This is a genomic window from Rhodopirellula sp. JB055 (assembly GCF_043100905.1).
Classification (GTDB): domain Bacteria; phylum Planctomycetota; class Planctomycetia; order Pirellulales; family Pirellulaceae; genus Rhodopirellula.
Genome location: NZ_JBICHO010000418.1, coordinates 1 through 22,691 on the forward strand (window position 1 = coordinate 1; position 22,691 = coordinate 22,691).

Consider the following 22,691-nt stretch of genomic DNA (forward strand, 5'->3'; position numbering starts at 1 on the left):
ATTGCCCAACGAGGACGTGTTCTGCAATCCAGCGGTTCCCGTAATCTCGGGCGAGACGAAGAGAACTCGACAGAAGGGGCTGGCAAGACGCAGTCTCTGTTGGTTCTTGGCGTCGGGCCGAAACGTCAAGTTGCGATGCAGATGTCCCAAGTCGCTCGATTGGAACAGGTTGCGAAAAATCTGATTGAAGAAGCAGACAACAAGAGCGTGATTCAGTATCGCGGAAAGATTCTTCCTCTCATCGACCTCGCGTCCATCCTGGGGATTTCTCGCAACCAATTCGGTGGCATGAATTCTTCGCTCTCTGGGGAAGAAGGAGCGGAACATGACAACTTAGATGAAAGCTGCCAAGTGGTGGTTCATTCGGAGGAAGGCCGCAGCTTCGGAGTCGTGGTCGATCGAATCATCGATATCGTCGACGCTCACATCGATCTTGTTGAATCACACAGCGGAAGTGGCGTGCTCGGTTCCGCAATTGTTCAAGATCGAATCCTTGACCTGTTGGACCTGCCAGCCGTCATTCAGGCAGCAGGGCATCGGATCGCATAAGCAACCAAAATCGAAAAAGCATACAAGACATCACGGGAAATCAAATGATTGAAGACGACCAAATCTGCACCTTTTACCTCGACGATCAGGTCTTCGGGATCGAAGTCAAGTCGGTTCAAGAAGTCATACGCTATCAGAAGATGACGGAGGTGCCGCTCGCAGACAACTCCGTCTGCGGATTGATCAATTTGCGGGGACAAATTGTGACCGCAATCGATCTTCGAATGCGACTTGGTCTCCCCAATCGTGATTCAGACAAGCTGCCGATGAACATCATCGTGCGAGGCGATTCCGGGACGACCACCAGCTTTCTGGTCGATTCCATCGGGGAGGTTGAAATGATCGACCCTCACAATTTCGAGCGGACCCCTGGGACACTCAATGCGATCGCCAGCGAAATCATTCGTGGCGCTTACAAGACTGACGATGAACTGATTCTGATCCTCGACCGGGAGAGAGCCATGAACGTCAGTGTGAATTGATCTGCCGAGTGATCCTGAACTTCCGAACCAACTGTAATCCAATCCTAACGCCGACATAAAGACCCATTCCAATGAGCACGACTCTCGAAAACGCAAAAGACACCGCCGTCAACACCGCCCGCAAGGCCAAAGGTTCTGCACGATCCAAAGCCGTTGACACCGATTCATCCGCCGACAAGACATCGCAAGTTCACGCACAGGTATTGAATGCGACTCAACTGGTGATGGAGTTGGATCATGACGGCATCGTACTCAGCGCAAACGCACGCATGCTTGACTTGCTCGGTCGACCTTGGGAGGACGTGGTGGGAGCACCGTTCGGAAACCTGTTGCCAACAACCAATCAGGCAAAGACCGCCTACAAGAAGATGCTGCAGGATTTGCCCGCTGGCAAGCTTTCCGCAGGTGAGTATCTGCTGATCTCAGCCGACGACGCGGATTGTTGGATCGACTTATCGTTCCACCCGATCCACAACGAAGACGGTGAGCTTGAGTTGACTTTGTTGGTTGGATCCGACATCACGGAGAAGAAGGAACTGCAAAGCCAAGTTCAAGAGATGCAGGTCTACGTCGACGTTGTCAACATGACGAGTATCGTGTCGGAATCAGACTTGAAAGGCGACATCCTGTCGGTCAACGAAAAGTTCATCGAGGTGTCGAAGTACCCAGAAGACGAATTGATTGGCTTCCCGCATAGCACAACGCGGCACCCCGACATGCCAAAAGAAGTCTTCAAAGAAATGTGGTCGACCATCGGACGCGGAAAACCGTTCCGCGGAATCATCAAGAACCGAGCCAAAGATGGAACGCCATACTATGTCGATGCTGTGATTGCACCGGTCATGGGTGACAATGGCAAACCACGAAAATACATCGGTATTCGCTACGATTTGACCGAAACCGAAATTGCTCGACACAACACCAACGGTTTGCTCGATGCAATCAACTCGACCAACGCCTTTGTTGAGTTTGATCTCGACGCAAATGTGACATCGGCCAATGACACTTTCCTCGACATCATGGGCTATCAGACCGAAGAGGTTATCGGCAAGCCACACCGAAACTTTGTTGATCCAGTCTTTTCTCGCTCGCACGAATACAATCAATTCTGGGATGAATTGAAGGCCGGCAATGCTCAAAGCGGGATTGTCAAACGTGTGACCAAATCCGGCGATGAAGTCTGGTTGCAGGGCGTTTATTGCCCCGTCAAGGACGAAATGGGACGTGTTGCGAAGTTCGTTCAGATTGTGACAGATGTCACGGAAGAACGTCTCAAGAATGCCGACTACGAAGGCCAACTGGCTGCGATCGGAAAAGCTCAGGCCGTCATCGAATTTAATCTGGATGGCACCATCATCACCGCCAATGACAACTTCCTTGCTGGTCTGGGATACACGTTGGATGAAATTGTTGGGAAGCACCACCGTACATTCGTGTCATCGGAATATGCTTCCACTCCCGACTATCAACAACTTTGGGACGCGCTCAACCGAGGCGAGTTCCAGGCGGGTGAATTCAAGCGGGTCACGAAGAGTGGTGAAGAAATTTGGATCCAAGCTTCTTACAATCCAATCTTTGACCTGAATGGCAAACCGTTCAAGGTTGTCAAGTTTGCAACAGACATCACCGAGCAGGTGAACGCACGCGAAGAACTGAAGCAGAACGTTGAAGAGATCCTCGGGGTTGTGAACTGTGCATCCGATGGCGACTTGACCCAAGAAATTCATGTCAACGGCGATGATGCGATCGGACAAGTTGGTGCCCGGTTGCAGACGTTCTTCTCTGATCTGCGTGGAAGCATCGAATCGATCGCTGAGAACGCAACGTCATTGGCGGGGGCCTCGGAAGAGTTGTCGGCTGTCAGCACACAAATGAGCGGCAACGCCGAGGAAACATCGTCGCAGGCACAGATCGTTTCCAGTGCGTCGACCGAAGTCAGTCAGAACATTCAAACGGTCACGACCGGCGTGGAAGAATTGAATTCGGCCATTCGCGAAATCGCTCGCAACGCGACCGAGGCATCCAAGATTTCCAACCAAGCGGTCGGCGTCGCCAGCGACACCAATGACACCATCACCAAACTTGGGGCGAGCAGCCTGGAAATTGGCAAGGTGGTCAAGGTCATCACCTCCATCGCGGAGCAAACCAATCTGTTGGCTCTCAATGCCACGATTGAGGCTGCACGTGCGGGTGAAGCAGGCAAGGGATTCGCGGTTGTTGCAAACGAGGTCAAAGAACTCGCGAAGGAAACTGCCAAGGCGACCGAAGACATCAGCGGCAAGATTGAAACGATTCAATCAGATACCGGCGGGGCGGTTTCGGCGATCCGGGAGATTAGCGAAGTGATCAACCAGATCAACGACATCTCCAATACCATCGCCAGTGCCGTCGAAGAGCAAACTGCGACGGCCAACGAAATCGGGCGGAACATTGGGGAAGCATCGCAAGGTGCTGATGAGATCGCCAAGAATATCACCTCCGTCGCATCCGCAGCGGGAAGCACCTCGCAAGGTGCCGGGAACACCCAACAAGCCGCTGGGGAGTTGTCGGAGATGTCCGCCAACCTGCAGCAGTTGGTCATGCGATTCAAGTTCTAGTCGCAACCCGATTCGGCGGCTTGGTTGTTGGCTTGCCCGACGCCAAGCCGCTTTTCCAACGAAAAAATCAGTCCGCTCTCGGGCGGCCTACTCTGTTGATTCACAAAACCCTACTTGCATAACAAGTCGATATGAATGTGCTAATTGTTGATGACTCGCGTGTGATCCGAAAGATGATCGCCCGCATCATGAAAACGCTCGGCTACGAGACTTTCGAAGCAGGCAATGGACTGGAAGGCCTTGTCGAACTGGCAAAAATTGAGTCGGTTGATCTCATTCTGGTCGACTGGAACATGCCGGAGATGAATGGGTTGGATTTTGTGAAAGCAGTCCGTGCTGATGCTGAAAACAGCCACATCCCCATGATCATGGTCACCACCGAATCCGAGATGAGCCGGATGGCTCTCGCGTTCATGGCAGGTGTGAATGAATACATCATGAAGCCTTTCACTGAAGAAGGCATCAATTCCAAACTCGAACTTCTTGGAATTGGAACAACGGCATGAGCACCCACAAAAAGATCCGTGTTCTGATCGTCGATGACTCCACCGTCATCCGCCGGTTGCTAACACAAACTTTGTCGGAGGATCCCTCTGTCGAAGTGGTGGGAACGGCACCGAACGGGAAGATCGCGCTAGCAAAAATACCAACGTTGAAGCCCGATGTGATGACGTTGGATATCGAAATGCCGGAAATGAATGGTTTGGAAACGTTGACCGAATTAAGAAAGGTCAATAAAACGCTTCCTGTCATCATGTTCAGCACACTGACTCAGCGTGGTGCCGAGGGAACACTCGACGCGCTGGAACGGGGCGCCAATGACTATGTCGGCAAGCCCGCCAATGTCGGAAGCGTTACCGAAGCGATGGCTCGAGTCCGAGGGGAAATGGTTCCCAAGCTCAAAGCTCTTTGTCCGAGATTCGCACCATCTCGTCCTGTCCGAGAAAGCTTCCGAGTACCGGTCAATGGTTCGAATGGAGGTGCTGCCACACCGGAATTCAGCCTTCGTCCGAAAGGCCAGGTCAGCCGCATCGACATATTGGCCATTGGTGTCTCAACCGGAGGACCCAATGCTCTGTCGACGCTGCTGCCGCAATTGCCAGGCGACTTTCCGATTCCGATCGTCATCGTTCAACACATGCCTCCAATTTTCACCAAGCACTTGGCGGATCGGCTGAACTCGAAATCTGAGTTGCAAATTGCCGAAGCGAAAGCGGGCGATCCGCTCGTCGCCGGACATGTTTGGATCGCGCCGGGTGACTTTCATATGACGACGGACGTCAGCGGTGCCTCACCGAAAATTGGTATTCATCGAGGTGCCCAGGAAAACTCTTGTCGTCCCGCGGTGGATGTTCTGTTTCGAAGTGTTGCCGAGTCTTATGGACGTCACAGTTTGGCGTGCATCCTGACCGGTATGGGCAGCGACGGACTCATTGGATGTCAAGCCATCGCCGATGCCGGCGGGCAAATTGTCACCCAAGACCGAGAAACCTCCGTCGTATGGGGAATGCCGGCAGCGGTAGCGAACGCTGGATTGGCCAATCGAATTTTACCTTTGGGCGAAATCAGTGGCGAGCTCACCCAGCTTGCTATGAATGGACGCCACCAACGATCACTAGTTGCTGGAGGGGCACTATAATGACGACCTGCACTGATGACTCGCTTGCAAAAGCCGACTTTGATTTCCTTGCCAAGTTGGTGTTGGATCAATCGGCGATCGTTTTGGAAGCGAGTAAATCGTATCTGTTGGAGTCTCGATTAAACCCTGTCGCACGAGAACACGGTTTCGGATCCATCGCTGAACTTGCAGATGCCTTGAGGAAACCCAACAGCCGTAAACTTGAGCAAGCTGTCGTCGATGCAATGACGACGAACGAGACAAGCTTTTACCGTGACATTCACCCATTTGATTTGTTGCGAAAACAGATTCTTCCTGAACTGATTGAGAAGCGGTCCAATGAAAGACGACTGACCATTTGGTCCAATGCTTGTTCAAGCGGCCAAGAAGTTTACTCAATCGCGATGATGATCCGGGAGCACTTCCCGCAGTTGGCCGACTGGGACATCCGTCTCCGTGCAACCGATTTGTCGTCAGAGATTCTTGAGCGAGCTGAGAAAGGAATCTTCAATCAAACGGAGGTCAATCGTGGTCTTCCGATGCAGTTGCTGATGAAATACTTCCACCGAGATGGAGTGCATTGGCGAATCAACGATGAAATTCGTTCGATGGTGAAGTTCGACAGCGTGAATCTGATCGAACGCTGGCCCGCAACTTTGATGTCGGTCGATGTTGTTTTTCTTCGCAATGTGCTGATCTACTTCACGCCCGATACCAAACGCGAGATTTTGGCGAAGGTGCGTCAGAGGATCCGGGATGACGGTTGTTTGTTCTTGGGCGGATCAGAAAACACGATGAATCTTACAAACGAGTTTGAACGCGCTCAAGTAGATCGTACAGTCTACTATCGTCCGATCTAGGGGCGATGAGTTCCGACCTAGAAGCCGTTTTCGCGTCGTTCTTATAGGAACGTCTTTCACTTCACGATTCAAAGAAACCTCATGGATATTCAACCAATTGAATGCAGCTATGTAGTTGCCCTTGTGCAAGCAATCTTCGACAACATGTTGCAGTTGCCGTGCGAAGCTGCCGACACACAGTCTGATGACCTGCCAGGCACCGACGAGCGACTTGTCGGGTGCGTTCAAATCCAAGGCGATTGGGTGGGAGCCGTTGAAATCAGCACGCCGCTCAACTTCGGCCGCAAAGCCGCAGGCGCTATGCTCATGGTTCCAGTGGAGGACGTGTCGATGGAAGATATCCAGGACACGATCGCAGAGTTGTCGAACATGGTTGGAGGCAGCATCAAAGCGATCCTGCCAGGTCAGTCGACCCTCTCACTTCCGAGCGTCGCGAGCGGACAAGGTTTGGATTTCAAGCTTGCGAATGTCGTTCACACGCAATCCATCGCACTTCGAAGCGAGGACTCGGATTTCTCGGTGTCCATTCGACACTTTGATGCTGCCAGCACATAGGCAACGATCGGCGAGTCGACGCGGGGGGCCAATTGTCCAGTTCACCTAGCGGGGATTTCGCTGCCTGGGCCACCGCGACGTGGTTTTCGAACATTTGTGTCACTGAATTGCGGGGAGGTCTTCGCCTCGGCAACCAGAGACGCCGTTTTTAACGGGCGTTTTTGTGACGTCCGGTTTCACGGGTTGCAACAAGCTCTTACTCACTCTAATACTCACTCTAGAATTTCAACGAAACGGATAGGTTATCATGAAGGTACTGTTGGCAGAAGACTCTGGCGTCATGCGGAAAATCATCGCACGTGGCTTGCATAGTCTTTGGGTGGATGACGTGGTGGAGGCTGCGGACGGTGCGATTGCACTGGAGAAATTCCAACAAGGGAACGACTTCGACTTGGTTCTAACGGATTGGAATATGCCCAATATGACTGGATTGGAATTGGTCAATGCGATTCGCGGCACGGGGTCCAAGGTTCCCATTATGATGATCACCACGGAAGCAGAGAAAGGGCGTGTTCTGGAAGCGATCCAGGCTGGTGTCAATGACTATTTGGTCAAGCCATTCGATCAATCTCAGTTGCAGACGAAACTCGAAAGAGTGCTGCCCCAGCAAACGAACTGAGGTTCGAGTTGTCACTGGCTGACGGAGTGTGGGATTGGTGAGTGGGAAGAGGGGACGGCTTCGTGCTGGATATGCTGCTTTTCTGAATCAACTGTCGAGGCACCTGTCGCGTCGTCATTGTTTGGATTGGGGGCATCTGGTTCCGGGATTTCTGCACCGAGAATCATCGCCAATGGACGCAGTTCGTCATAGCCTTCACAGGCCATTCGAGCAGCAATCAGGATGGGGACGCTCAGGAAGACGCCCATGATTCCCCACATCCATCCCCAGACGACGATCGACAAAAACACCAGCACTGGGCTCATGCTCATTGACCGTCCCAAGATCGCTGGTGTGATGAATTGTCCCTCCAGTGATGTGAGTGTCATGAACGCGAGTGTCACGAAAAACGCGTAGTACGTGGGCTCAAAGTTGAGTAGCGCGACAAAAAAGATGATGAGAGCTCCCGCGATTGCACCGACGATTGGGATGAAGTTGAAAGCGAACGCCATGAATCCCCACATGATGGGCGACGGCATTCCCAGCATCCACATCACCAAAGCAACACACACCCCGAGTCCCGCATTGATGGCAGAGACCTGAGCAAGATAGCTGCCCAAACCCTCCTGAACGTTTTCAATCACTTCGACGAGTTTTCGACGCGAAGAAAAGTTGGGCAGTGAACGCATTACGCTTCGCAACAGGTCATCTCCCGTTGCAAGCAAGAAGTACAACAGTGCGATGCAAATGGTCAGAAACGAAACCACGTTTCCGGTGCCGCTCAGGTAGGACCAACCGCTTGTCCACGTGGGTTGCTTGATCTCGACCGGGACAGGCTTTTCACTGACTGTTTCGCCTTCCGTGACTTCTTCGGTTTCGGCCAATTCCTCGGTGGCTTCGTCAACGTCTTTCAGGCGATCCGTGATGAATGCGAGCTTGCTTTTCGCAACCGACAGGTGTTGCGGTGCTGCTGCGATCGTTTCCTTGGCTGGTTCGAGAACCACGTAGGTTCCCAGCCCAAGGGTCAGCAAAATTCCTGCGATAATGCCGATCGCGCCGACCGGAGCAGGAACGCCGACATGTTTCGCGTGCCGCACAATTGGTCGCAATGTCAGGTAAAGAACAATCGCGGTCGCGACGGGGATCACCAATGACCGTGCGTAGTACAGTGCGTAAAGCACCAGCATCACGGCACAGACTCGCATGGAAAGCAACCCCGCTCGGTTTTCAGTCGGGACGTCATCGTCTTCCACTGGGGCGGTTGTATTCACGATTTCTGTGTTTCCATGGTGGTCATACGGAGAGTGGAATCAGCCTCGATGGCTGCTCGTCATTCTTCGCTGACCAGATGGGAACGCAAAGTCTGTACCGCAATCGGTTGCTAGGTGAACAACCAGGTGCATTAGCGTTCGAACCCACGAAAACGGCGGTTCAATGCTATGAATTCGTTTCGTTATCATCCTCAGTGGTCAATTCGCGACCATCGGGCTTGGAGCTTTGGGTGAGGACGCGTCGCGGGCGTTGGCGAAGCTTGATTTGGCCATAAGCTTCACGGATGAGTGGTTGACCGTGTGTTCGTTCAAGACGACGAATCGTGAAGTGTGCGCGAGCAAGACCTTGGTAGTGATCAATGAAATAGCTGTTGATCAAGGCTCCGCCAACCGCCCCAATGATCGGAATGGCTTGGGCCGCCGCCTTCTCACTGACGACAACTCCGAAACGTTTTCCGATTTGTGTTACCAGGCGAACCAGCGGCGGTGCGGCGGAATCTTTGATGCCATTCTTGAGGATGTACTTCGACGCATCTTGGATCTGCTTCGCCATCGCAGCACGTACTGCGAAGTAACCGATTTCGGTTTCATCATCAATGTCTGAGGCCTGTCCCGGATCCAACGCGAAGACTTCCAAGCATGCCAAGCGAGCTTCCACATCGGAGAGATCTTCCCCTTCGCTCCGAGCGATATCCGCCACACTTCGAAGGATCAGTACCGTTGAAACGGGGAGTTCCGCCGCGACTGTTGCTCCGCCGAGTGCCCCGCCCGCGGCACCGCTGAGTCCCGCCAGCAACTTATGCGTCAGCAATTTCGGTTTGTCTCGCACGCTGGCTCCCCGTGCGTCTTTCTCTGGTCCCAACGTTCGCAGTGCGACGTCGAGTGCGACGTGCAAAGATTTGTCGATTGCCGAATGAATCGTCGACTCGACGCTGTCCGGCAACATCTTCAACGACGCTGTCACCGGAGTCCCGATCATCTCGGTCAGCCGATCCGCGATGCCGTGGTGCTCCAATACCTTTTTGGCTTGACGCAGTTCTTCCAGCGTTTCTTCAGGAAGGCTTCCCGTGATCAAGTTGTCGCTCAAGGTTGATTCCAGTTGATGGGAGAATGCGAACACTCGCTCTCAAGCGTTCTCAGTAGCTCGAAGCCGTCGCGAAATGACAATGAAAACTGTGGCGCTTCCGAGCAGGATTGCCGCCGCCACATCATTGAAAGCGACGAACGGCCCGCACGCCAGTCGCCTTGTGTCGTCTTGCAAACCCCGCGCCCACTCTGCATTGGCACGATTGTTGCATCCGATTGTTGCATCCGATTGTTGCGTCCAGTTTGGTGCTGCGTCCAGATTGGTGCTGTCAACGTCTGGTGGTCTCGCAGGTCGAATTGCGACTTTTGACAGAAGCATCAAACCACGCGGACGAGCTGACCACGATCGAACAAAACGCAATCGGCAGTCCCAAACACTTTTCGAGGAATAAAGATGGCCAATCAAACGACTGACCACGACACCATTCGCAACTGGGTTCAAGAACGCGGTGGCGTTCCCGCGACAGTTGAGTCGACCGCCGACTCCGACGAAGGCATTGGAATCTTGCGGATTGATTTTCCTCACGGAGGCCGCAACGACACTTTGTCGACGATCAGTTGGGAAAACTTCTTCGACAAGTTCGAAGAATCCAACCTCGCGTTCCTGCACGAGAACGAGACCGCCGGTGGTGAGCTCAGCCGATTCTGCAAGTTCATTGATCGAGAAACAGAGTAGCGCCGCCCGACTCACGTTCTCTCGACGTCTCTTTCTTGTTCCTTGCACAACCGGCATTCAACCACACTCATTTCATGTCTATAGCGATCGACGAATCAGCACTCGAAACTCCCGACGGACGCGAACTTCATTGTCGCCGCGCCGGACCATCCTCCGCCGAACTCGTGTTCGTCGTCGTGCACGGTTTGGGCGAGCACTCCGGGTGCTACGACGACTTCGTTGATCGCATGCTGGCACTGGACCGTGGGGTGGTCATCTATGATCAACATGGTCACGGTCAGAGTCCTGGTGCTCGCGGAGACGCTCCCAGTTTCGGCACGCTGGTCGATGACATTACCGTCGCTCTCGAATTTGCGGCGAAGCAATTTCCGCGAGCTGAGTTCGTGTTGTTGGGGCATAGCATGGGCGGAAACTTGGTGTTGAATCATCTCCTTGGCCGTGATCACGAATACGTGAGGCGCGCAATCGTTACCAATCCGATGATCCTGCCACCCAATCCACCCACGCGGCCGCAAGCCTTTGCCGCGTGGTTAACCGGCAAGCTCATCCCGCACATTCGTTTATCAGCGTCGATTGAACCGACACAATTGACTCAGGATGCTGAAGCACTTCGCGACCTCGCCGAAGACGATCTGGTACACGAGAAACTTTCGATTGGGATCGGCAGCCAACTGATCAACCACGGCATTTGGTTGACCGACCACGCGAAAGAGCTGAACGTCAAATTGCTGGTGCTGACCGGTGAGGAAGACGAACTCTGTGATTCGGAAACCACGGACGAGTTTGTTGAGAAGGCCGGCCGATTATGTCATCGCGTTTCGTTGGATGGTCTACGACATTCGCTGTTGATCGAAGAAGAACGCGAACGGGTTTATGACGCGATTGAAAACTGGCTCCTCGACACGGCCGCTCTCAGCATCGAATAGATCGCAGTGCCGAACTGAGCCTCCGTATCGGAGAGATGCCCATCACAGGCAGACTTTGCAAAAGCAGTTGCAAAGCCCCCCTGTGTTTGGACAACCTGAACTTCGAGTTCACTTCTTCTTTTTCTTCAACAGCTTCCAAATCGATTGACCGCTTTCGCGATCCAAACGCACCATTTCGTGCCGTCGGATGTCGAAGCAGACGATCGATCCACGAGGTCGCTTGGCGTAGACAAACGGCAAGCAGACCACGGTGACCTTGTAAGGGGTCCCGTTGGCTGTTGATAGATAGCGAGTTCGCACGGGTTCGTCCGGTGACAACGACACGTCCGCGCAGTTCCAAAGAAAGGAAGGAACTTCGAAGATCTCGCTTAGAACGGTGATGAAGTCACCCTTTTGGATGTCTTCCCCCGCGACTCGCGCAGCGACGTTCGTCGCCGACTGGGTTTCGGATGTGGTTCTCATTGTTTCGCATTGTGTGAACAGTTGTTGGGGACAAATCGTTCTTGTCAGGCATGCAAGTAGAAATCACTCGCAACCTGATTTCGTTGCAAAACAGGATGGTAAAACTCGCATCGTTTCATCTTTCGCGAAAGGCACATCATTGTCGTCAGGAGAATGATCCGAGTCGCATCGGATTCCTTGCCCCATGGACCGATCTCACCACGCCAAGGTTCGCGAAAACAGGTTTAGAAAGCGGCGTCGTTGATCGAATTGGCACCGGCGTCGGTGTTCGCCTTGCTAGATCTCAACTTCTGACGCGTCGACAGGCAATTGCCGACTCATCCAAATCGGTGTGAAGATGAACCATCCGATCGTGCCGAACAACGCGATGGATTTGACCATCGGAAGTGCAATCGCACCAGCAAAAAGTAGCGAACACGGAACAACAATCATGCAAAGCGTGATCAGCGACATCATTTTGGCGAAGTTCTTCATGGCGACATCACGGTTGTGTTCTTGGGGTGAAAAAGTGAGTGGAAGGTGATTTGAACGCGAGTGATCGTCAGGAAAGCGATTCATCAGCCGGTGCACGCTGCGTCATCTTGCTGATCAGCAAGTAAAGAACGCCGCACGTGAACCAACATGGGATCACTGCATAGGCCGCAAAAAATCCCTTCGCCAAGATGAAGTACAGTGCCACGGCCACGGGCAGCACCCATGCGATCAAGACAGCGCTGTGAATGCGAGCCCCGGTGACCGCCGCGTACTCGGCTCGCAGGCCAAACTTCTGAATCAAGTAGAAGTCGACAAAGATGACGGCTCCCATCGTTCCCAAGACCGTTCCATACGTGCCCACAAAATCGAGCAGTTGAGCCGACAGGTTGGGGAACGCTCCAGCGATCGTCGCAACCACACCGGCGACGAGCGTCATCGCGGTTCGCGAACTTTGGGGAAACATCCCTTGAAACGCGAGTCCCGCACGGTAGATCGTTGGATTCGCGGTCGTCCAGCCCGCGATCACCACACAGATGATCCCAGTCCATCCGACCGCTTGGTAGGCAAGCAACCCAGGATTCGCGGTGACTTTGCCGTCATCGCCGACCACCAAAGCAGGCTGCAACTTGATCAACGCGGCCAACAACAAAGCCGCCGCGATCCAAGCCATGTAGTGTCCGAGAAACATTCCAATTGCGGGCGCCCAACCAGAGGACTTGCTCTTCGCAAAGCGGAAGATCGTGAGATCCGACATCCCGAAATGCATCGCCCCGTTGCACAACCAAGCGAAGACCACGATCTGCCAGAAACTGAATGTACCCGGTCCATTCTTTTCTTGAACAAACGCGATTGCATCGGACCAAAACTTGCCCTCCGACAATGCCGATGCGTTGGTGGCACCCATCTGAGACAGAGAAACAATTCCGCAGCATGCAAAAACAGCGATCATCCACGGTGCCGCGATATTCGCGAATCTTGCTACGCGTTCATAGCCGCCGGCTGCAACTGCGGTGATCACGGCTCCGACGATGACCACCAACAATGTGAACGATGGATTGCTCAGACCAAAGAAGTTCTCAGGCACGTCGAAGCTGATATCAAAGGGGACTCCCACGGCTGATGCGGAGACCGTGACCATCGCCCCGGCGAGAAAGCAGAAGAGCAATCCGTTGACCAAGTTGTAGAACTTGACCAGCGAACCACCGGCGATCCGTTCGAGTTGGTAGTAGAGGGTCAAACGTTTGGCCATCGCGATCGGGACCACAAGGAATCGCCAAGTCAGCACGGCCAGCAAGTTGCCGAGCAAAAGCCCCAGCAGCAAATCGGACAGGCTCGCTCCCGCAGCGAGGAACAACGGCCCGATCATGAACTCGGTGCCCGCCGCATGCTCGCCGGCGTACATCCCCCAAAACTTCCCGTTTCCCATTGGTGCGGATTCGGGAACGGGTTCGCGTTCAAATTCGCCGCCCGCGTTTGAATTTTCTTCGCTCATCAATTCTCTCGAGTGCTAAAGATCGGTCACTTCACCGTCGTCTGCCTGTCGGTCCGCCACGACCGCAAATTTGTCGGCGGGGGCGATCAAACCAAAGCGGAGTTGTCACTTCGTTGCGACAACACTTTGCTCTCGTATTCCCGCACGTTCTGCAACCAATCCGCTCCCGCGGGTACGTTGACCGATTGGCAATAGTGATTCCAAACGGCACCCAGAGGGAGCGTCTTTTGTTCTTCGATCAACGCGAGACGGCCGGTCAGATCGCCTTCCAATTCCAGCTTTTTCAGTTGCTCGGTTGGTTCCAGCATGGCTGCCAAAACCGCTTTCAATGCGTTGCGAGTTCCGATTGCCCAAGCCGCCACGCGGTTGATGCTAGCGTCGAAGAAATCCAATCCAATGTGCACGCGTCCGAGGTAATCACCGCGAACCACTTCTTGCATGATCGATTGCAGTTCATCGCTGTACGTGACCACGTGGTCGCTGTCCCAACGAACACCGCGACTGACGTGTAGCAACAATTCAGGAACGTACATCATCACCGCGGAGATCTTGTCCGAGATCGTTTCGGTTGGATGGAAATGGCCCGCGTCCAGGCACAGGACTTTGTTGCGAGACATCGCGTAGCCCATGTAGAACTCGTGCGAGCCGACCACATAGCTTTCGCTTCCGATGCCAAACAGTTTGCATTCGACGGCATCGAGAGTTTGTTCGGCGGGATACTCGGTTGCGAAAATGGAGTCCAACGAAGCAGCCAGTCTTTCTCGCGGTGTCTTCCGATCGGCGGGCACGTCTTTGAATCCGTCGGGAACCCAGAAGTTATTGACACAGGGATTGTTTTGAGCCGCGCCCATTGCGGCGGCGATCTTTCGGCAAGCGATGCCGTGATCAATCCAGAATTGGCGAATGCCGGAATCCGCGTGAGCCAGCGTGAAGCCATCCGCCGCATTGGGATGCGAGAAGTAGCTTGGGTTGAAATCCAACCGGACCTTTTGATCGCGAGCCCAATCGATCCAACCTTGAAAGTGTTCAACCTCAATCTCATCACGATCGACGCGGCTTTTGAAGTCGCCATAAAGAGCGTGCAAGTTGAGTCGGTGGTTGCCTGGGATCAGCGAATAGGCCAATTCCAAATCGCTCTGCAGTTCATCGATCGTGCGAGCGCGACCCGGATAGTTGCCAGTCACCGCCAGCCCGTTTCCAAGTGCACCGTCGTCGCCCTCGAAGCCCTTCACGTCATCGCCTTGCCAGCAATGAACCGAGATTTCGACGTCTCGCATGCGTCGCAAAGCCGAATCGACATCGACCCCAATCGCCTGGTATTCCTCTCGGGCCAACTGAAAAGCCTTCTCGATATTGCCAGCTCGATTCATGATCTCAATGCCTGATCTAAGGGCGGTGTGAATTTCTGTCCGGCCTTTTGATGTGACCGATCTTTCCTTAGCCTAGCGGGGGGAACAACGTGAAACCTTGACATTCTTGCCGATAACAAGACAATCGTGCCACCTGGAATTGCTTTTCTGAAACAGCCAAATCAGGCCAAAACTCCAGTCCAAGGTGCCCGAGAGCCATGACCGAGTTGATTCCAACGCTGAAAAAAGAGGACTGGTTTCACTCCGATGGCTTTCCGATCGTGGTCGAACGGCGTGACCCGCAAGAACCCTTTGGGTTGCACTGTCACGAGTTCGCTGAGATCGTCATCATCACCGGCGGCAAAGGCGTGCATATCACCGGCGAAGACAGCTACGAACTGGTGACAGGTGACACATTTGTGATCGGTGGCGACCGACCGCATGACTATCTGAACATGGACCAGTTGAGTCTGATCAATATCTTGTTTGATCCGCTTGAGTTGCCACTTTCGATTGGCGATCTGCAATCGTTGTCTGGTTACCATGCGTTGTTCACACTCGAACCAGCCTGGAGAAAACGGCATCAGTTCACCAGTCGTTTGCAACTCAATCCAGCGGAGTTGATCGAGACGCTTGGATATGTCGAATCGTTGGATCAAGAGTTGAAGCAACGTGCGGCTGGCTTTCGAACGATGGCGACACTGACGATGTTGCAGTTGGTCACGTTTCTTTCGAGGTGTTACAGTCGAACACGCAATCCGGAGAGCAAGAAATTGCTTCGCATCGCCGAAGCGATTTCGCACATCCAGCGGCACTTTGATCGTCCGATCTCACTGGATGACTTGGTCCAGATTTCGGGAATGTCTCGTCGAAATTTCATTCGCACTTTCGAGGGCACGATGGAGACTTCCCCAATCAAGTACTTGATCCAGGTGCGGATTCAAGAAGCCAGTCGCCTGCTGCGCAGCACCGATCGATCGATTACCGACATCGCCTTCGATGTTGGTTTCTCGGACAGCAACTACTTCAGTCGGCAGTTCCGAACCCACCTTGGCTTGTCGCCTCGCGAATATAGAAAGCAAATGCGATAAGAACCACGTTGACGTAGCGGAAGGGCGCGAGCCCTCCGGTTCCTCACCGGGCGGCTTGCGCCACATCGCTACAATCGTGACTTGTTGTTCACGCGTTGCTAAGCGATGAGAGTCACGCCAGGTTGAACTGTTCGCACAGTTCGTCGATGACGTCTTGCTGCATCACCGACACGTCGCCGATGGCTTTCGCATTGATCACGGCTTCGGCGGTGGATTCGAGCACTTCCAAGCGATCGAATGCGTCCAGGACGGTGGTGCCGGTCACCAACACGCCATCGTTTTCCAGAATCGCGGCTGGGTTGCGACTGCACACATAGTCGGCAATGGATTCATCGCTTGAATACTGGACACCGTAGGGAGCACGAGCCACATCACGCAGGAAGACGTAGCTTTCAGGAATCGTACGGACGTCCAATGGCACGCTGGTGACACTGAACGCAGTTGCGTTGACCGGGTGAGCGAACACGATTGCTTGCACGTGCGGGTGTTTTTCGTAGATCGCTCGGTGAGCGTTGGCAGCGCGACTGGCCAGTTTTCCGTATTCACGAAACTCGCCTTTGACGAGCACAAAGTCCTCTGCCCGCAACAACTCACGGTCTCGCTGCGTTGGAGTGATCAAGAATGAATCGTCTTTCAAGCGAGCTGAAAAACTGCCTTCGGTACTGATCAACAATCGCTGGCGGCAACCTCGCCGCACGAACTCACAGAGTTGCCGTCGCAATTCTTGTTCTCGCGTGGTGGCCGAGGGCGGTTGATAGCTGATGAAATCAACGCTCCGGTGTGCCGCCTGATCCAGTTGTGAATCGGTGAGGTATTGAACCTCACCAATTTGTTTGGCTTTGATCAACGTTTTGCCCGCGAATTCGAAGGCCTCGAATCGTTGGAAAGCGGAAGCGAAATCTTCCCCGGCCACGACGACGCCGTGATTTTCTAAGATCACGCTGTCGCACCCGTCTTCGAACTGCTTTGCAATGCTGGCACCGAGAGCTTCCGTCCCCGGGCAGGCATAAGGTGCGAAACCGACTTTGCCACAAACACTGTGTGCTTGATGGAACAACCGCGTGTCGGGTGTCCCACGGCAGATGCTGAAAGCGACGAGCGCGACCGGGTGAGCGTGCACGATCGCTTTCACATCCGGTCGGGCTTCGTAGATCGCTTTGTGGAACGGGAACTCCGAGGATGGCGGGTGCGGGCCATCGACGGATCCATCGGCGCGAACGCAGATGATGTCGTTCCGAGTCAGGTTGCCTTTGTCGACTCTCGCCGGCGTGATCCAGATATTGCCTTCGCTGTCTCGGATCGACAGATTGCCGCCCGAAGTCGTCGTCATGCGGTAACGATAGATCCGATCCATCGTTTGCATGATTCGGTCCCGTGGATGTTGGACATCTCGCGAATGGCTCATTCTATTCCCGTCGGTGAAGGTTCGATCAAAGGTCAGCGGAGACGATTACAAAGGCCGGACAACCGACGTGCTGCGGTAGTAATCCATCAGCGTTTCAGGGGAAAGCACGCCGCCGCCCATGCCGCTTTTCTTGACTCCGCCATAAGGGACACCGTGTGCGAACACGTTGTGAGCGTTGATCCAACTGTTGCCAGCGATCATCGCTTCGGCGACCCGGTTGGCTCGCTCGGCGTCGGTCGTCCAAACACTGTTGGCCAATCCGTAGTCGGTGTCGTTGGCTTTCGCGATCGCGTCCGCTTCATCTGAAAATTTCGCCAGGTAAGCCACCGGGCCAAAGATCTCTTCGCGAGCGGCGACGTTGTCCAGTGGTCCGGCCAACAACGTTGGTTTGACATAGTTTCCGTTCAGGCCATCGACCGTTGCGGGACCGCCACCGCACAAGCATTGGGCGCCTCCTGCGGTGCCTTTTTCTTGGTACCCAAGAACACGTTCGCGTTGTTTCGGATTCACAACCGGGCCCATGTCACTGTTTGGATCCAGTGGGTGACCGATGCGGACTTTTTCCATCAACTGTTTGCACTCGGAGACGAATTCATCGTAGATGTTTTCGTGGATCAACCAACGCGTTGCATCGCAGCAAACTTGTCCGGTGTGGAATGTGATTGCACCAACCAAGGCTTGCGCGGTGGCTTTGACATCAACATCATCGAAGACAACCGCGGCACCCTTGCCGCCCAATTCCAGCTTGACTGGCACCAAGTTGCGTCCGCAAGATTCACCGACCAAGCGGCCGACTTCGGGCGAACCGGTGAACGACATGCGTTTGATTTCAGCGTTGTTGGTCAGGGCGGCTCCCGCCGTTGCACCTCGACCGGTGACGACGTTGATCACGCCATCCGGCACACCGACTTCTTTGGCCAATTGAGCCAAGTAGATCGCAGACAGCGAAGTGTCTTCGGCGGGTTTGATGACGACAGTGTTGCCGGCGGCCAATGCTGGCGAGATTCCCCAACCGATCAACAAGAACGGGAAGTTCCATGGGAAGATGAAGGCACAGGCACCCCAAGGTTGTTTGACCGTGTATGCGTCGTGTCCAGGCACATCGAGCTTCGTGCGTTTTGCGACTTGCTCGGACAGGCCGACGAAGTAACGCATCGTGTCGACGAAGTTCTGCACGTCGCCGGCGGCTTGGGCTTCGATCTTGCCGGCATCGAGAGCCTCGATTTGGGCGATGATTGCTTTGTGACTTTCGACCGCATCGGCGAGCTTGAGCAGGATGCTGCTGCGTTTCTCTTGGGGTAAAGCAGCCCAAGCGGGAAACGCTTCGTTGGCAACTTCCACCGCGCGGTCGACCTCGGCCGCATTCAAATCGTGGATTTCAGCGAGCTGATCGCCCGAGCCAGGGTCGATCGTTGCCAGTGTGTTTCCCTGTTCGCTCGGGAAGGCTTTTCCGCCGACGAAGCTCGCCAAGGGCGATTGATCCAGGAACGATTGAACTTCGGGAAGCAATGTGTGTTGGGTTGCGACGCTCATATTCTTTTTCGCTCGAACTTTCTCTGCGGTGAAATGGGGTGAAATAGCAGTGTACAACGATTGTCGATGGACTTCATCGAGGCAGCGGGCGTTGGACGGGGAGCCCATCCAACACACCGGGGTGGGCGGGGCCCGTTCGAAACCGGTACCAGAACGCTCCATCGTTCAAAGCCCCGGCGGGTTGATTGCCAACTGTGATCCATCCGGGATCCGAGAGGGCGAAATAAGTCGTGTTTGGCTTCAACCGGGGAAGATTGGTGAATGTGATTTGCCGAGTGCCTTCGTCAGGATGACCTGGTTCTGGGTCCGCTTGCCAGACCACTGTTTGGGTGTCGCTGGCCTCGTACAAACGAAGGGTTTTGCCGGTTGAATTCGCAAACCGTATCGGTTTTGAAAATTGGAAACTCAGATCCGTGTCACAAGGAACATCCATCGCGGACATCGCCGGAACGGCACGCTCGTAGGCGGGCATGATCATGCGAATGCGGTGGTATCCCCAACCTTCCTGGTACTCCTTCAGCGGTGAACGCCAAGACGCTGGCATCGTTGTGCGCTGAAGGGCAAACTGAAACCAAGCGTCGCTCATCGCCGTCAACACATCAGGGTGTTCTGCCGCCAAATTTTGTGACTCAGCCGGATCGTTTTGAATGTCGTACAGTCGCCATGGTCCGTCACTGATGCTGGAAATTTTCCAGTTGCCTTTGGTCAGTGCTTTGCCGGTTTGGTTGAAGCACCAAAACATCTCGTCGTGAATTGCAAGATTCGGCAGATCTGGGTTTCGCAGCAATGGCAACAACGATCTTCCGTACAACGGTTCCAGTTCGCGGTCGCCATCATGAGTGGGATATTCCGCACCGGCTAATTCGAGCAGCGTTGGATACAGATCCGTGACGTGCAATCGCTGTTTCCGGATGGAACCTTCCTGTCCCGACAATTGCATCGGCCAACGCACAATCAAAGGGACGGACACCCCGCCCTCTTGAGCACATGATTTGTACCAGCGAAACGGTGTGTTTTTCAGATAAGACCATCCATTGGAAACGAACGCGTTGCTACCGGGCTCCCATGGGATTTGTTGGTCGTAGGTGTGGATGTTGCCGTTGCCGTAAGCGCCGCCATTGTCCGCCATAAAGATGACGAGGGTGTCTTCATCCAAATCTTGGTCGCTCAAGTGTTGCAGCAAGCGACCAACGTTCCAGTCCAATCGATCCAGCATCCCGGCGTAGGCCGCCATTCGTCGGCTTTCCTGCTCTTGAATTGATGCTGGCAGTTCGTCCCAACGACGAACTTCAGCATCCGGTTCGGACATCACGTAGCGTTCGTCGATCAGCCCCATCGCAATCATCCGGTCGTAGCGATCTCGACGCAGTCTTTCCCAACCCGCGCGGTACCGTTCGTAGTACTTTTCAACATTCTCACGTGGTGCGTGAAGCGGTGTGTGCGGCGCATTGAACGCGACTTGGGTGAAGAACGGTTTGCCCTGCTTTTGTGCAGAATCCATTTCTTCGATCGCACGGTTCGTGAATTCGTCCGAACTGTACCAGCCCTCGCTGACCGGCTGGGGAGAGTCGCGGTCCGTTTGAATTGCGAGCTTGCCGTTTTCCAAACCTGTCCAACTGTCAATCGCACCACCGAGGAATCCGTAGAACGAGTCAAAGCCCGCGTCCAGCGGATTGCCAGGTTGGTGCCACTTGCCAGCGAGCGAAGTCGCGTAGCCCGCCTGCTTCAGCAGACGTGCCACCGGTAGTGAGCGTCGATAGTCATCCGATTGAGAATGTGTGTGCCCAGTCATCAGGCTCGTCCGAGTCACCACACACATCGGGTTGACGTGAAATTCGCTGAATCGAACCCCGTCGGAAGCCAACTGATCCAAATGAGGTGTGTCGATCTCTCCGCCGTAACAGCCAAGGTCCGAGTAGCCCACGTCGTCCGCGATGATGAGCAACACGTTCGGCTTGTCCGCTGCAGACGCCTTGGATTCAATGGACAGGACGATCGACAAAGCACCGATGAGAAGAGCTCCAGATTTCAACATCAGTTGGCTCGCCTGGAACGGTCTGAATTGCTCATCGAATCTTGCAAAAACTGATCGCGTCGTTCCCACCAACGATTCGCCATCTGCTGGACTCGCTCAGGATGTTGTCCCGCCATGTCGTTTTGTTCAGCTCGATCGTGGGCCAGGTTATAAAGTTGCCAATCCCCGTCTTGTTTTGACTCATGGGCCGCGGTTTCGGAATGCAACCAGGGAAAGGGGCGAGAGATGTTGGAATGAATGATCTTCCAATCCCCCTGTCGCAGTGCCCAGTTGCCTTCGTGATAAAACCACAGTTCGTCGTGGATGGACGCATTGTCGTCGGCAAAGGACGGCTTCAAACTTCGGCCGCTCATCAGTGGGCCGCTGGTCTTGCTCCGTTCGACTCGGGCGAGATCCAAGACGGTCGGTGCAATGTCGATGACATGTCCGAGGTTGGTTCGCAATTCGTTCTTTGCACGAATTCCGTCCGGCCAATGAACGATGAACGGCGTCGAGATGCCCCCTTCGTGCACCCATGTTTTGTGCCGACGAAATGGGGTGTTGGCCGCGCTGCTGAACCCAGGCCCCAAGCACAAATAGGTCGCGGCCGATCCGGGTGATGCGGAAGGGTCGTGTCCTTCGCCTCGGACCATGATCTCCGCGCTCGCACCGTTGTCTGACAGGAAACAGATCCAAGTGTTTTCGTACTGGCCCATTTCTTTGAGCTGAGCGAGCACACGCCCGATCTCTTGATCCATGCGATCCACCATGGCCGCATGAATCGCCATCTTGGTTGCTTGGAATTGTTGTTGCTCTCCGGTCAGTTCCTCCCATGGCAACGGGCGAGTGACCTCTCCTTCGCCGAGCACTTTGATTTGATCGGGGAAGGCATAGGGCGGACCAACTTCTTGCTCGATCGGTGACAGGGGCCCAACGTTCAAACTCAGTTCACGCTGGCGTTGTTTGCGTTCTTTTCGCAACGCATCCCAACCGGCGATGTAGCGGTCGCGATAACGATCGATGTCTTCCGGCAACGCATGCAGAGGGAAGTGAGGGGCATGAAATGCAAGGAAGTGAAAGAACGGTTGATCGGAATGTTCCTTCGCGTGTTCCTGCAGACAATCGATCGCATGCTGAGCGGTCGCGGTCGTCCGGTAGAACTTCGGATCGCGATTCTTTTTCCGGATCGAGTCAAAGAACCCCGGGCTTCGGGTGGCTTCGTCGGAGAGATCAAATCCGTTGTCGGTTGGTTTTCCGTCGATGTGCCACTTGCCCGAGTGATAGGTTCGATACCCGGCCGGACGAAGGTATTCGGCCAACGTCTGAGCCCACTCGGGACGTTTTCCACCGCCGCCATATTGCCGCGTCGCCCCAGGCATGCTGTCGCGACGCACCTGTTGTGGGTAGTACCCCGTCATCACCGCCGCTCGTGTCGGCCAGCACCGCGCTGTGTTGTAGAACTGTGTGTATCGCAAACCTCCGGCTGCCAGGGCATCCAAGTTAGGAGTCGCAATCTCACCGCCGTAACATCCAGGATCTGAATACCCCAGATCATCGGCCAGGATCACAAGGAAGTTTGGTCGATCGGATGCCAGCAAAGGATTGCAGGTCACGCCCATCCAAGCGACGGCCATCACCCAAATCAGATTCCGC

Annotated in this window: 21 protein-coding genes; 11 read left to right on the forward strand and 10 right to left on the reverse strand. The window is 54.3% G+C overall.

All coding sequences use genetic code 11. From position 1 onward, the window contains the following. From ACF8AM_RS16370 to ACF8AM_RS16405, 8 genes are all read left to right on the forward strand, one after another. Nucleotides 1-549: chemotaxis protein CheW (locus ACF8AM_RS16370; RefSeq protein ID WP_392556666.1), on the forward strand; the 549-nt coding region annotated here is incomplete at its 5' end. Nucleotides 550-593: 44 nt separating this feature from the next. Then, entirely contained in the window at nt 594-1,031 is a 438-nt protein-coding gene (locus ACF8AM_RS16375) for a chemotaxis protein CheW (protein WP_392556667.1), read from the forward strand. Between the two features lie 71 nt (nt 1,032-1,102). Continuing rightward, nucleotides 1,103-3,628: a PAS domain S-box protein gene (locus ACF8AM_RS16380; RefSeq protein ID WP_392556668.1), complete on the forward strand. Its 2,526-nt coding sequence runs from the start codon at nt 1,103-1,105 to the stop codon at nt 3,626-3,628. A gap of 131 nt (nt 3,629-3,759) precedes the next feature. Continuing rightward, nucleotides 3,760-4,134, forward strand: coding sequence for a response regulator (locus ACF8AM_RS16385; RefSeq protein ID WP_392556669.1), 375 nt, complete (start codon nt 3,760-3,762; stop codon nt 4,132-4,134). Then, nucleotides 4,131-5,267 (forward strand): chemotaxis response regulator protein-glutamate methylesterase, encoded by a 1,137-nt coding sequence (locus ACF8AM_RS16390; RefSeq protein WP_392556670.1) that lies wholly within the window; start codon nt 4,131-4,133, stop codon nt 5,265-5,267. The genes ACF8AM_RS16385 and ACF8AM_RS16390 overlap by 4 nt, the downstream gene beginning before the upstream one ends. Beyond that, complete coding sequence (locus tag ACF8AM_RS16395) at nt 5,267-6,106, forward strand: CheR family methyltransferase (protein ID WP_392556671.1); 840 nt, start codon at nt 5,267-5,269, stop codon at nt 6,104-6,106. The genes ACF8AM_RS16390 and ACF8AM_RS16395 overlap by 1 nt, the downstream gene beginning before the upstream one ends. Before the next feature lie 81 nt (nt 6,107-6,187). Next, on the forward strand, nt 6,188-6,661 hold the full coding sequence (locus ACF8AM_RS16400; RefSeq protein ID WP_392556672.1) for a chemotaxis protein CheX: 474 nt from the start codon (nt 6,188-6,190) through the stop codon (nt 6,659-6,661). 247 nt (nt 6,662-6,908) lie between these two features. Then, complete coding sequence (locus ACF8AM_RS16405) at nt 6,909-7,280, forward strand: response regulator (RefSeq protein WP_392556673.1); 372 nt, start codon at nt 6,909-6,911, stop codon at nt 7,278-7,280. Between the two features lie 11 nt (nt 7,281-7,291). Here ACF8AM_RS16405 and ACF8AM_RS16410 read toward each other — a convergent pair whose 3' ends face one another. Both ACF8AM_RS16410 and ACF8AM_RS16415 read right to left on the reverse strand, forming a co-directional pair. Further along, nucleotides 7,292-8,530 carry an AI-2E family transporter gene (locus ACF8AM_RS16410; RefSeq protein ID WP_392556674.1) on the reverse strand — a complete coding sequence of 413 codons (1,239 nt, stop codon included), beginning with the start codon at nt 8,528-8,530 and terminating at the stop codon, nt 7,292-7,294. A gap of 166 nt (nt 8,531-8,696) precedes the next feature. Next, the gene (locus ACF8AM_RS16415) at nt 8,697-9,617 is read right to left on the reverse strand and encodes an EcsC family protein (RefSeq protein ID WP_392556675.1); all 921 of its coding nucleotides are present in this window, start codon (nt 9,615-9,617) and stop codon (nt 8,697-8,699) included. A 393-nt stretch (nt 9,618-10,010) separates the two neighbouring features. Between ACF8AM_RS16415 and ACF8AM_RS16420 the strand changes: the two genes are divergently transcribed. Together ACF8AM_RS16420 and ACF8AM_RS16425 are read left to right on the forward strand one after the other, a co-directional pair. Then, nucleotides 10,011-10,292, forward strand: a complete 282-nt coding sequence (locus ACF8AM_RS16420; RefSeq protein WP_392556676.1) for a hypothetical protein — start codon at nt 10,011-10,013, stop codon at nt 10,290-10,292. A gap of 74 nt (nt 10,293-10,366) precedes the next feature. Next, on the forward strand, nt 10,367-11,218 hold the full coding sequence (locus ACF8AM_RS16425) for an alpha/beta hydrolase (protein WP_392556677.1): 852 nt from the start codon (nt 10,367-10,369) through the stop codon (nt 11,216-11,218). A gap of 108 nt (nt 11,219-11,326) precedes the next feature. Here ACF8AM_RS16425 and ACF8AM_RS16430 read toward each other — a convergent pair whose 3' ends face one another. The 4 genes from ACF8AM_RS16430 to ACF8AM_RS16445 all read right to left on the reverse strand — a co-directional run bounded on the left by ACF8AM_RS16430 (nt 11,327) and on the right by ACF8AM_RS16445 (nt 15,016). Next, entirely contained in the window at nt 11,327-11,680 is a 354-nt protein-coding gene (locus tag ACF8AM_RS16430; protein WP_392556678.1) for a hypothetical protein, read from the reverse strand. A 276-nt stretch (nt 11,681-11,956) separates the two neighbouring features. Continuing rightward, nucleotides 11,957-12,154, reverse strand: a complete 198-nt coding sequence (locus ACF8AM_RS16435) for a hypothetical protein (RefSeq protein WP_392556679.1) — start codon at nt 12,152-12,154, stop codon at nt 11,957-11,959. Between the two features lie 67 nt (nt 12,155-12,221). Continuing rightward, on the reverse strand, nt 12,222-13,646 hold the full coding sequence (locus ACF8AM_RS16440; RefSeq protein WP_392556680.1) for a purine-cytosine permease family protein: 1,425 nt from the start codon (nt 13,644-13,646) through the stop codon (nt 12,222-12,224). Between the two features lie 86 nt (nt 13,647-13,732). Further along, a complete protein-coding gene (locus tag ACF8AM_RS16445) occupies nt 13,733-15,016 on the reverse strand; it encodes an L-rhamnose isomerase (RefSeq protein WP_392556681.1) in 1,284 nt (427 codons plus the stop codon). 197 nt (nt 15,017-15,213) lie between these two features. On the opposite strand from ACF8AM_RS16445, the gene ACF8AM_RS16450 reads away from it, so the two are divergent. Continuing rightward, nucleotides 15,214-16,086 (forward strand): helix-turn-helix domain-containing protein, encoded by an 873-nt coding sequence (locus ACF8AM_RS16450; protein ID WP_392556682.1) that lies wholly within the window; start codon nt 15,214-15,216, stop codon nt 16,084-16,086. A gap of 112 nt (nt 16,087-16,198) precedes the next feature. On the opposite strand, the gene ACF8AM_RS16455 is transcribed toward ACF8AM_RS16450, so the two are convergent. The 4 genes from ACF8AM_RS16455 to ACF8AM_RS16470 all read right to left on the reverse strand — a co-directional run. Then, complete coding sequence (locus ACF8AM_RS16455; protein ID WP_392556683.1) at nt 16,199-17,491, reverse strand: class II aldolase/adducin family protein; 1,293 nt, start codon at nt 17,489-17,491, stop codon at nt 16,199-16,201. 45 nt (nt 17,492-17,536) lie between these two features. Further along, nucleotides 17,537-19,024: an aldehyde dehydrogenase family protein gene (locus ACF8AM_RS16460; RefSeq protein ID WP_392556684.1), complete on the reverse strand. Its 1,488-nt coding sequence runs from the start codon at nt 19,022-19,024 to the stop codon at nt 17,537-17,539. A gap of 73 nt (nt 19,025-19,097) precedes the next feature. Beyond that, on the reverse strand, nt 19,098-21,059 hold the full coding sequence (locus ACF8AM_RS16465; protein ID WP_392556685.1) for a sulfatase-like hydrolase/transferase: 1,962 nt from the start codon (nt 21,057-21,059) through the stop codon (nt 19,098-19,100). Further along, on the reverse strand, nt 21,059-22,691 hold a 1,633-nt coding region (locus ACF8AM_RS16470), incomplete at its 5' end, for an arylsulfatase (RefSeq protein WP_392556686.1). The genes ACF8AM_RS16470 and ACF8AM_RS16465, both read right to left, overlap by 1 nt.

What these genes read in the sequence shown, in the direction of transcription:
- ACF8AM_RS16375 (WP_392556667.1), top strand. Translation starts at nt 594, where the DNA reads ATGATTGAAGACGACCAAATCTGCACCTTTTACCTCGACGATCAGGTC.
- ACF8AM_RS16380 (WP_392556668.1), top strand. Translation starts at nt 1,103, where the DNA reads ATGAGCACGACTCTCGAAAACGCAAAAGACACCGCCGTCAACACCGCC.
- ACF8AM_RS16385 (WP_392556669.1), top strand. Translation starts at nt 3,760, where the DNA reads ATGAATGTGCTAATTGTTGATGACTCGCGTGTGATCCGAAAGATGATC.
- ACF8AM_RS16390 (WP_392556670.1), top strand. Translation starts at nt 4,131, where the DNA reads ATGAGCACCCACAAAAAGATCCGTGTTCTGATCGTCGATGACTCCACC.
- ACF8AM_RS16395 (WP_392556671.1), top strand. Translation starts at nt 5,267, where the DNA reads ATGACGACCTGCACTGATGACTCGCTTGCAAAAGCCGACTTTGATTTC.
- ACF8AM_RS16400 (WP_392556672.1), top strand. Translation starts at nt 6,188, where the DNA reads ATGGATATTCAACCAATTGAATGCAGCTATGTAGTTGCCCTTGTGCAA.
- ACF8AM_RS16405 (WP_392556673.1), top strand. Translation starts at nt 6,909, where the DNA reads ATGAAGGTACTGTTGGCAGAAGACTCTGGCGTCATGCGGAAAATCATC.
- ACF8AM_RS16420 (WP_392556676.1), top strand. Translation starts at nt 10,011, where the DNA reads ATGGCCAATCAAACGACTGACCACGACACCATTCGCAACTGGGTTCAA.
- ACF8AM_RS16425 (WP_392556677.1), top strand. Translation starts at nt 10,367, where the DNA reads ATGTCTATAGCGATCGACGAATCAGCACTCGAAACTCCCGACGGACGC.
- ACF8AM_RS16430 (WP_392556678.1), bottom strand. Translation starts at nt 11,680, where the DNA reads ATGAGAACCACATCCGAAACCCAGTCGGCGACGAACGTCGCTGCGCGA.
- ACF8AM_RS16435 (WP_392556679.1), bottom strand. Translation starts at nt 12,154, where the DNA reads ATGAAGAACTTCGCCAAAATGATGTCGCTGATCACGCTTTGCATGATT.
- ACF8AM_RS16440 (WP_392556680.1), bottom strand. Translation starts at nt 13,646, where the DNA reads ATGAGCGAAGAAAATTCAAACGCGGGCGGCGAATTTGAACGCGAACCC.
- ACF8AM_RS16445 (WP_392556681.1), bottom strand. Translation starts at nt 15,016, where the DNA reads ATGAATCGAGCTGGCAATATCGAGAAGGCTTTTCAGTTGGCCCGAGAG.
- ACF8AM_RS16450 (WP_392556682.1), top strand. Translation starts at nt 15,214, where the DNA reads ATGACCGAGTTGATTCCAACGCTGAAAAAAGAGGACTGGTTTCACTCC.
- ACF8AM_RS16455 (WP_392556683.1), bottom strand. Translation starts at nt 17,491, where the DNA reads ATGAGCCATTCGCGAGATGTCCAACATCCACGGGACCGAATCATGCAA.
- ACF8AM_RS16460 (WP_392556684.1), bottom strand. Translation starts at nt 19,024, where the DNA reads ATGAGCGTCGCAACCCAACACACATTGCTTCCCGAAGTTCAATCGTTC.
- ACF8AM_RS16465 (WP_392556685.1), bottom strand. Translation starts at nt 21,059, where the DNA reads ATGTTGAAATCTGGAGCTCTTCTCATCGGTGCTTTGTCGATCGTCCTG.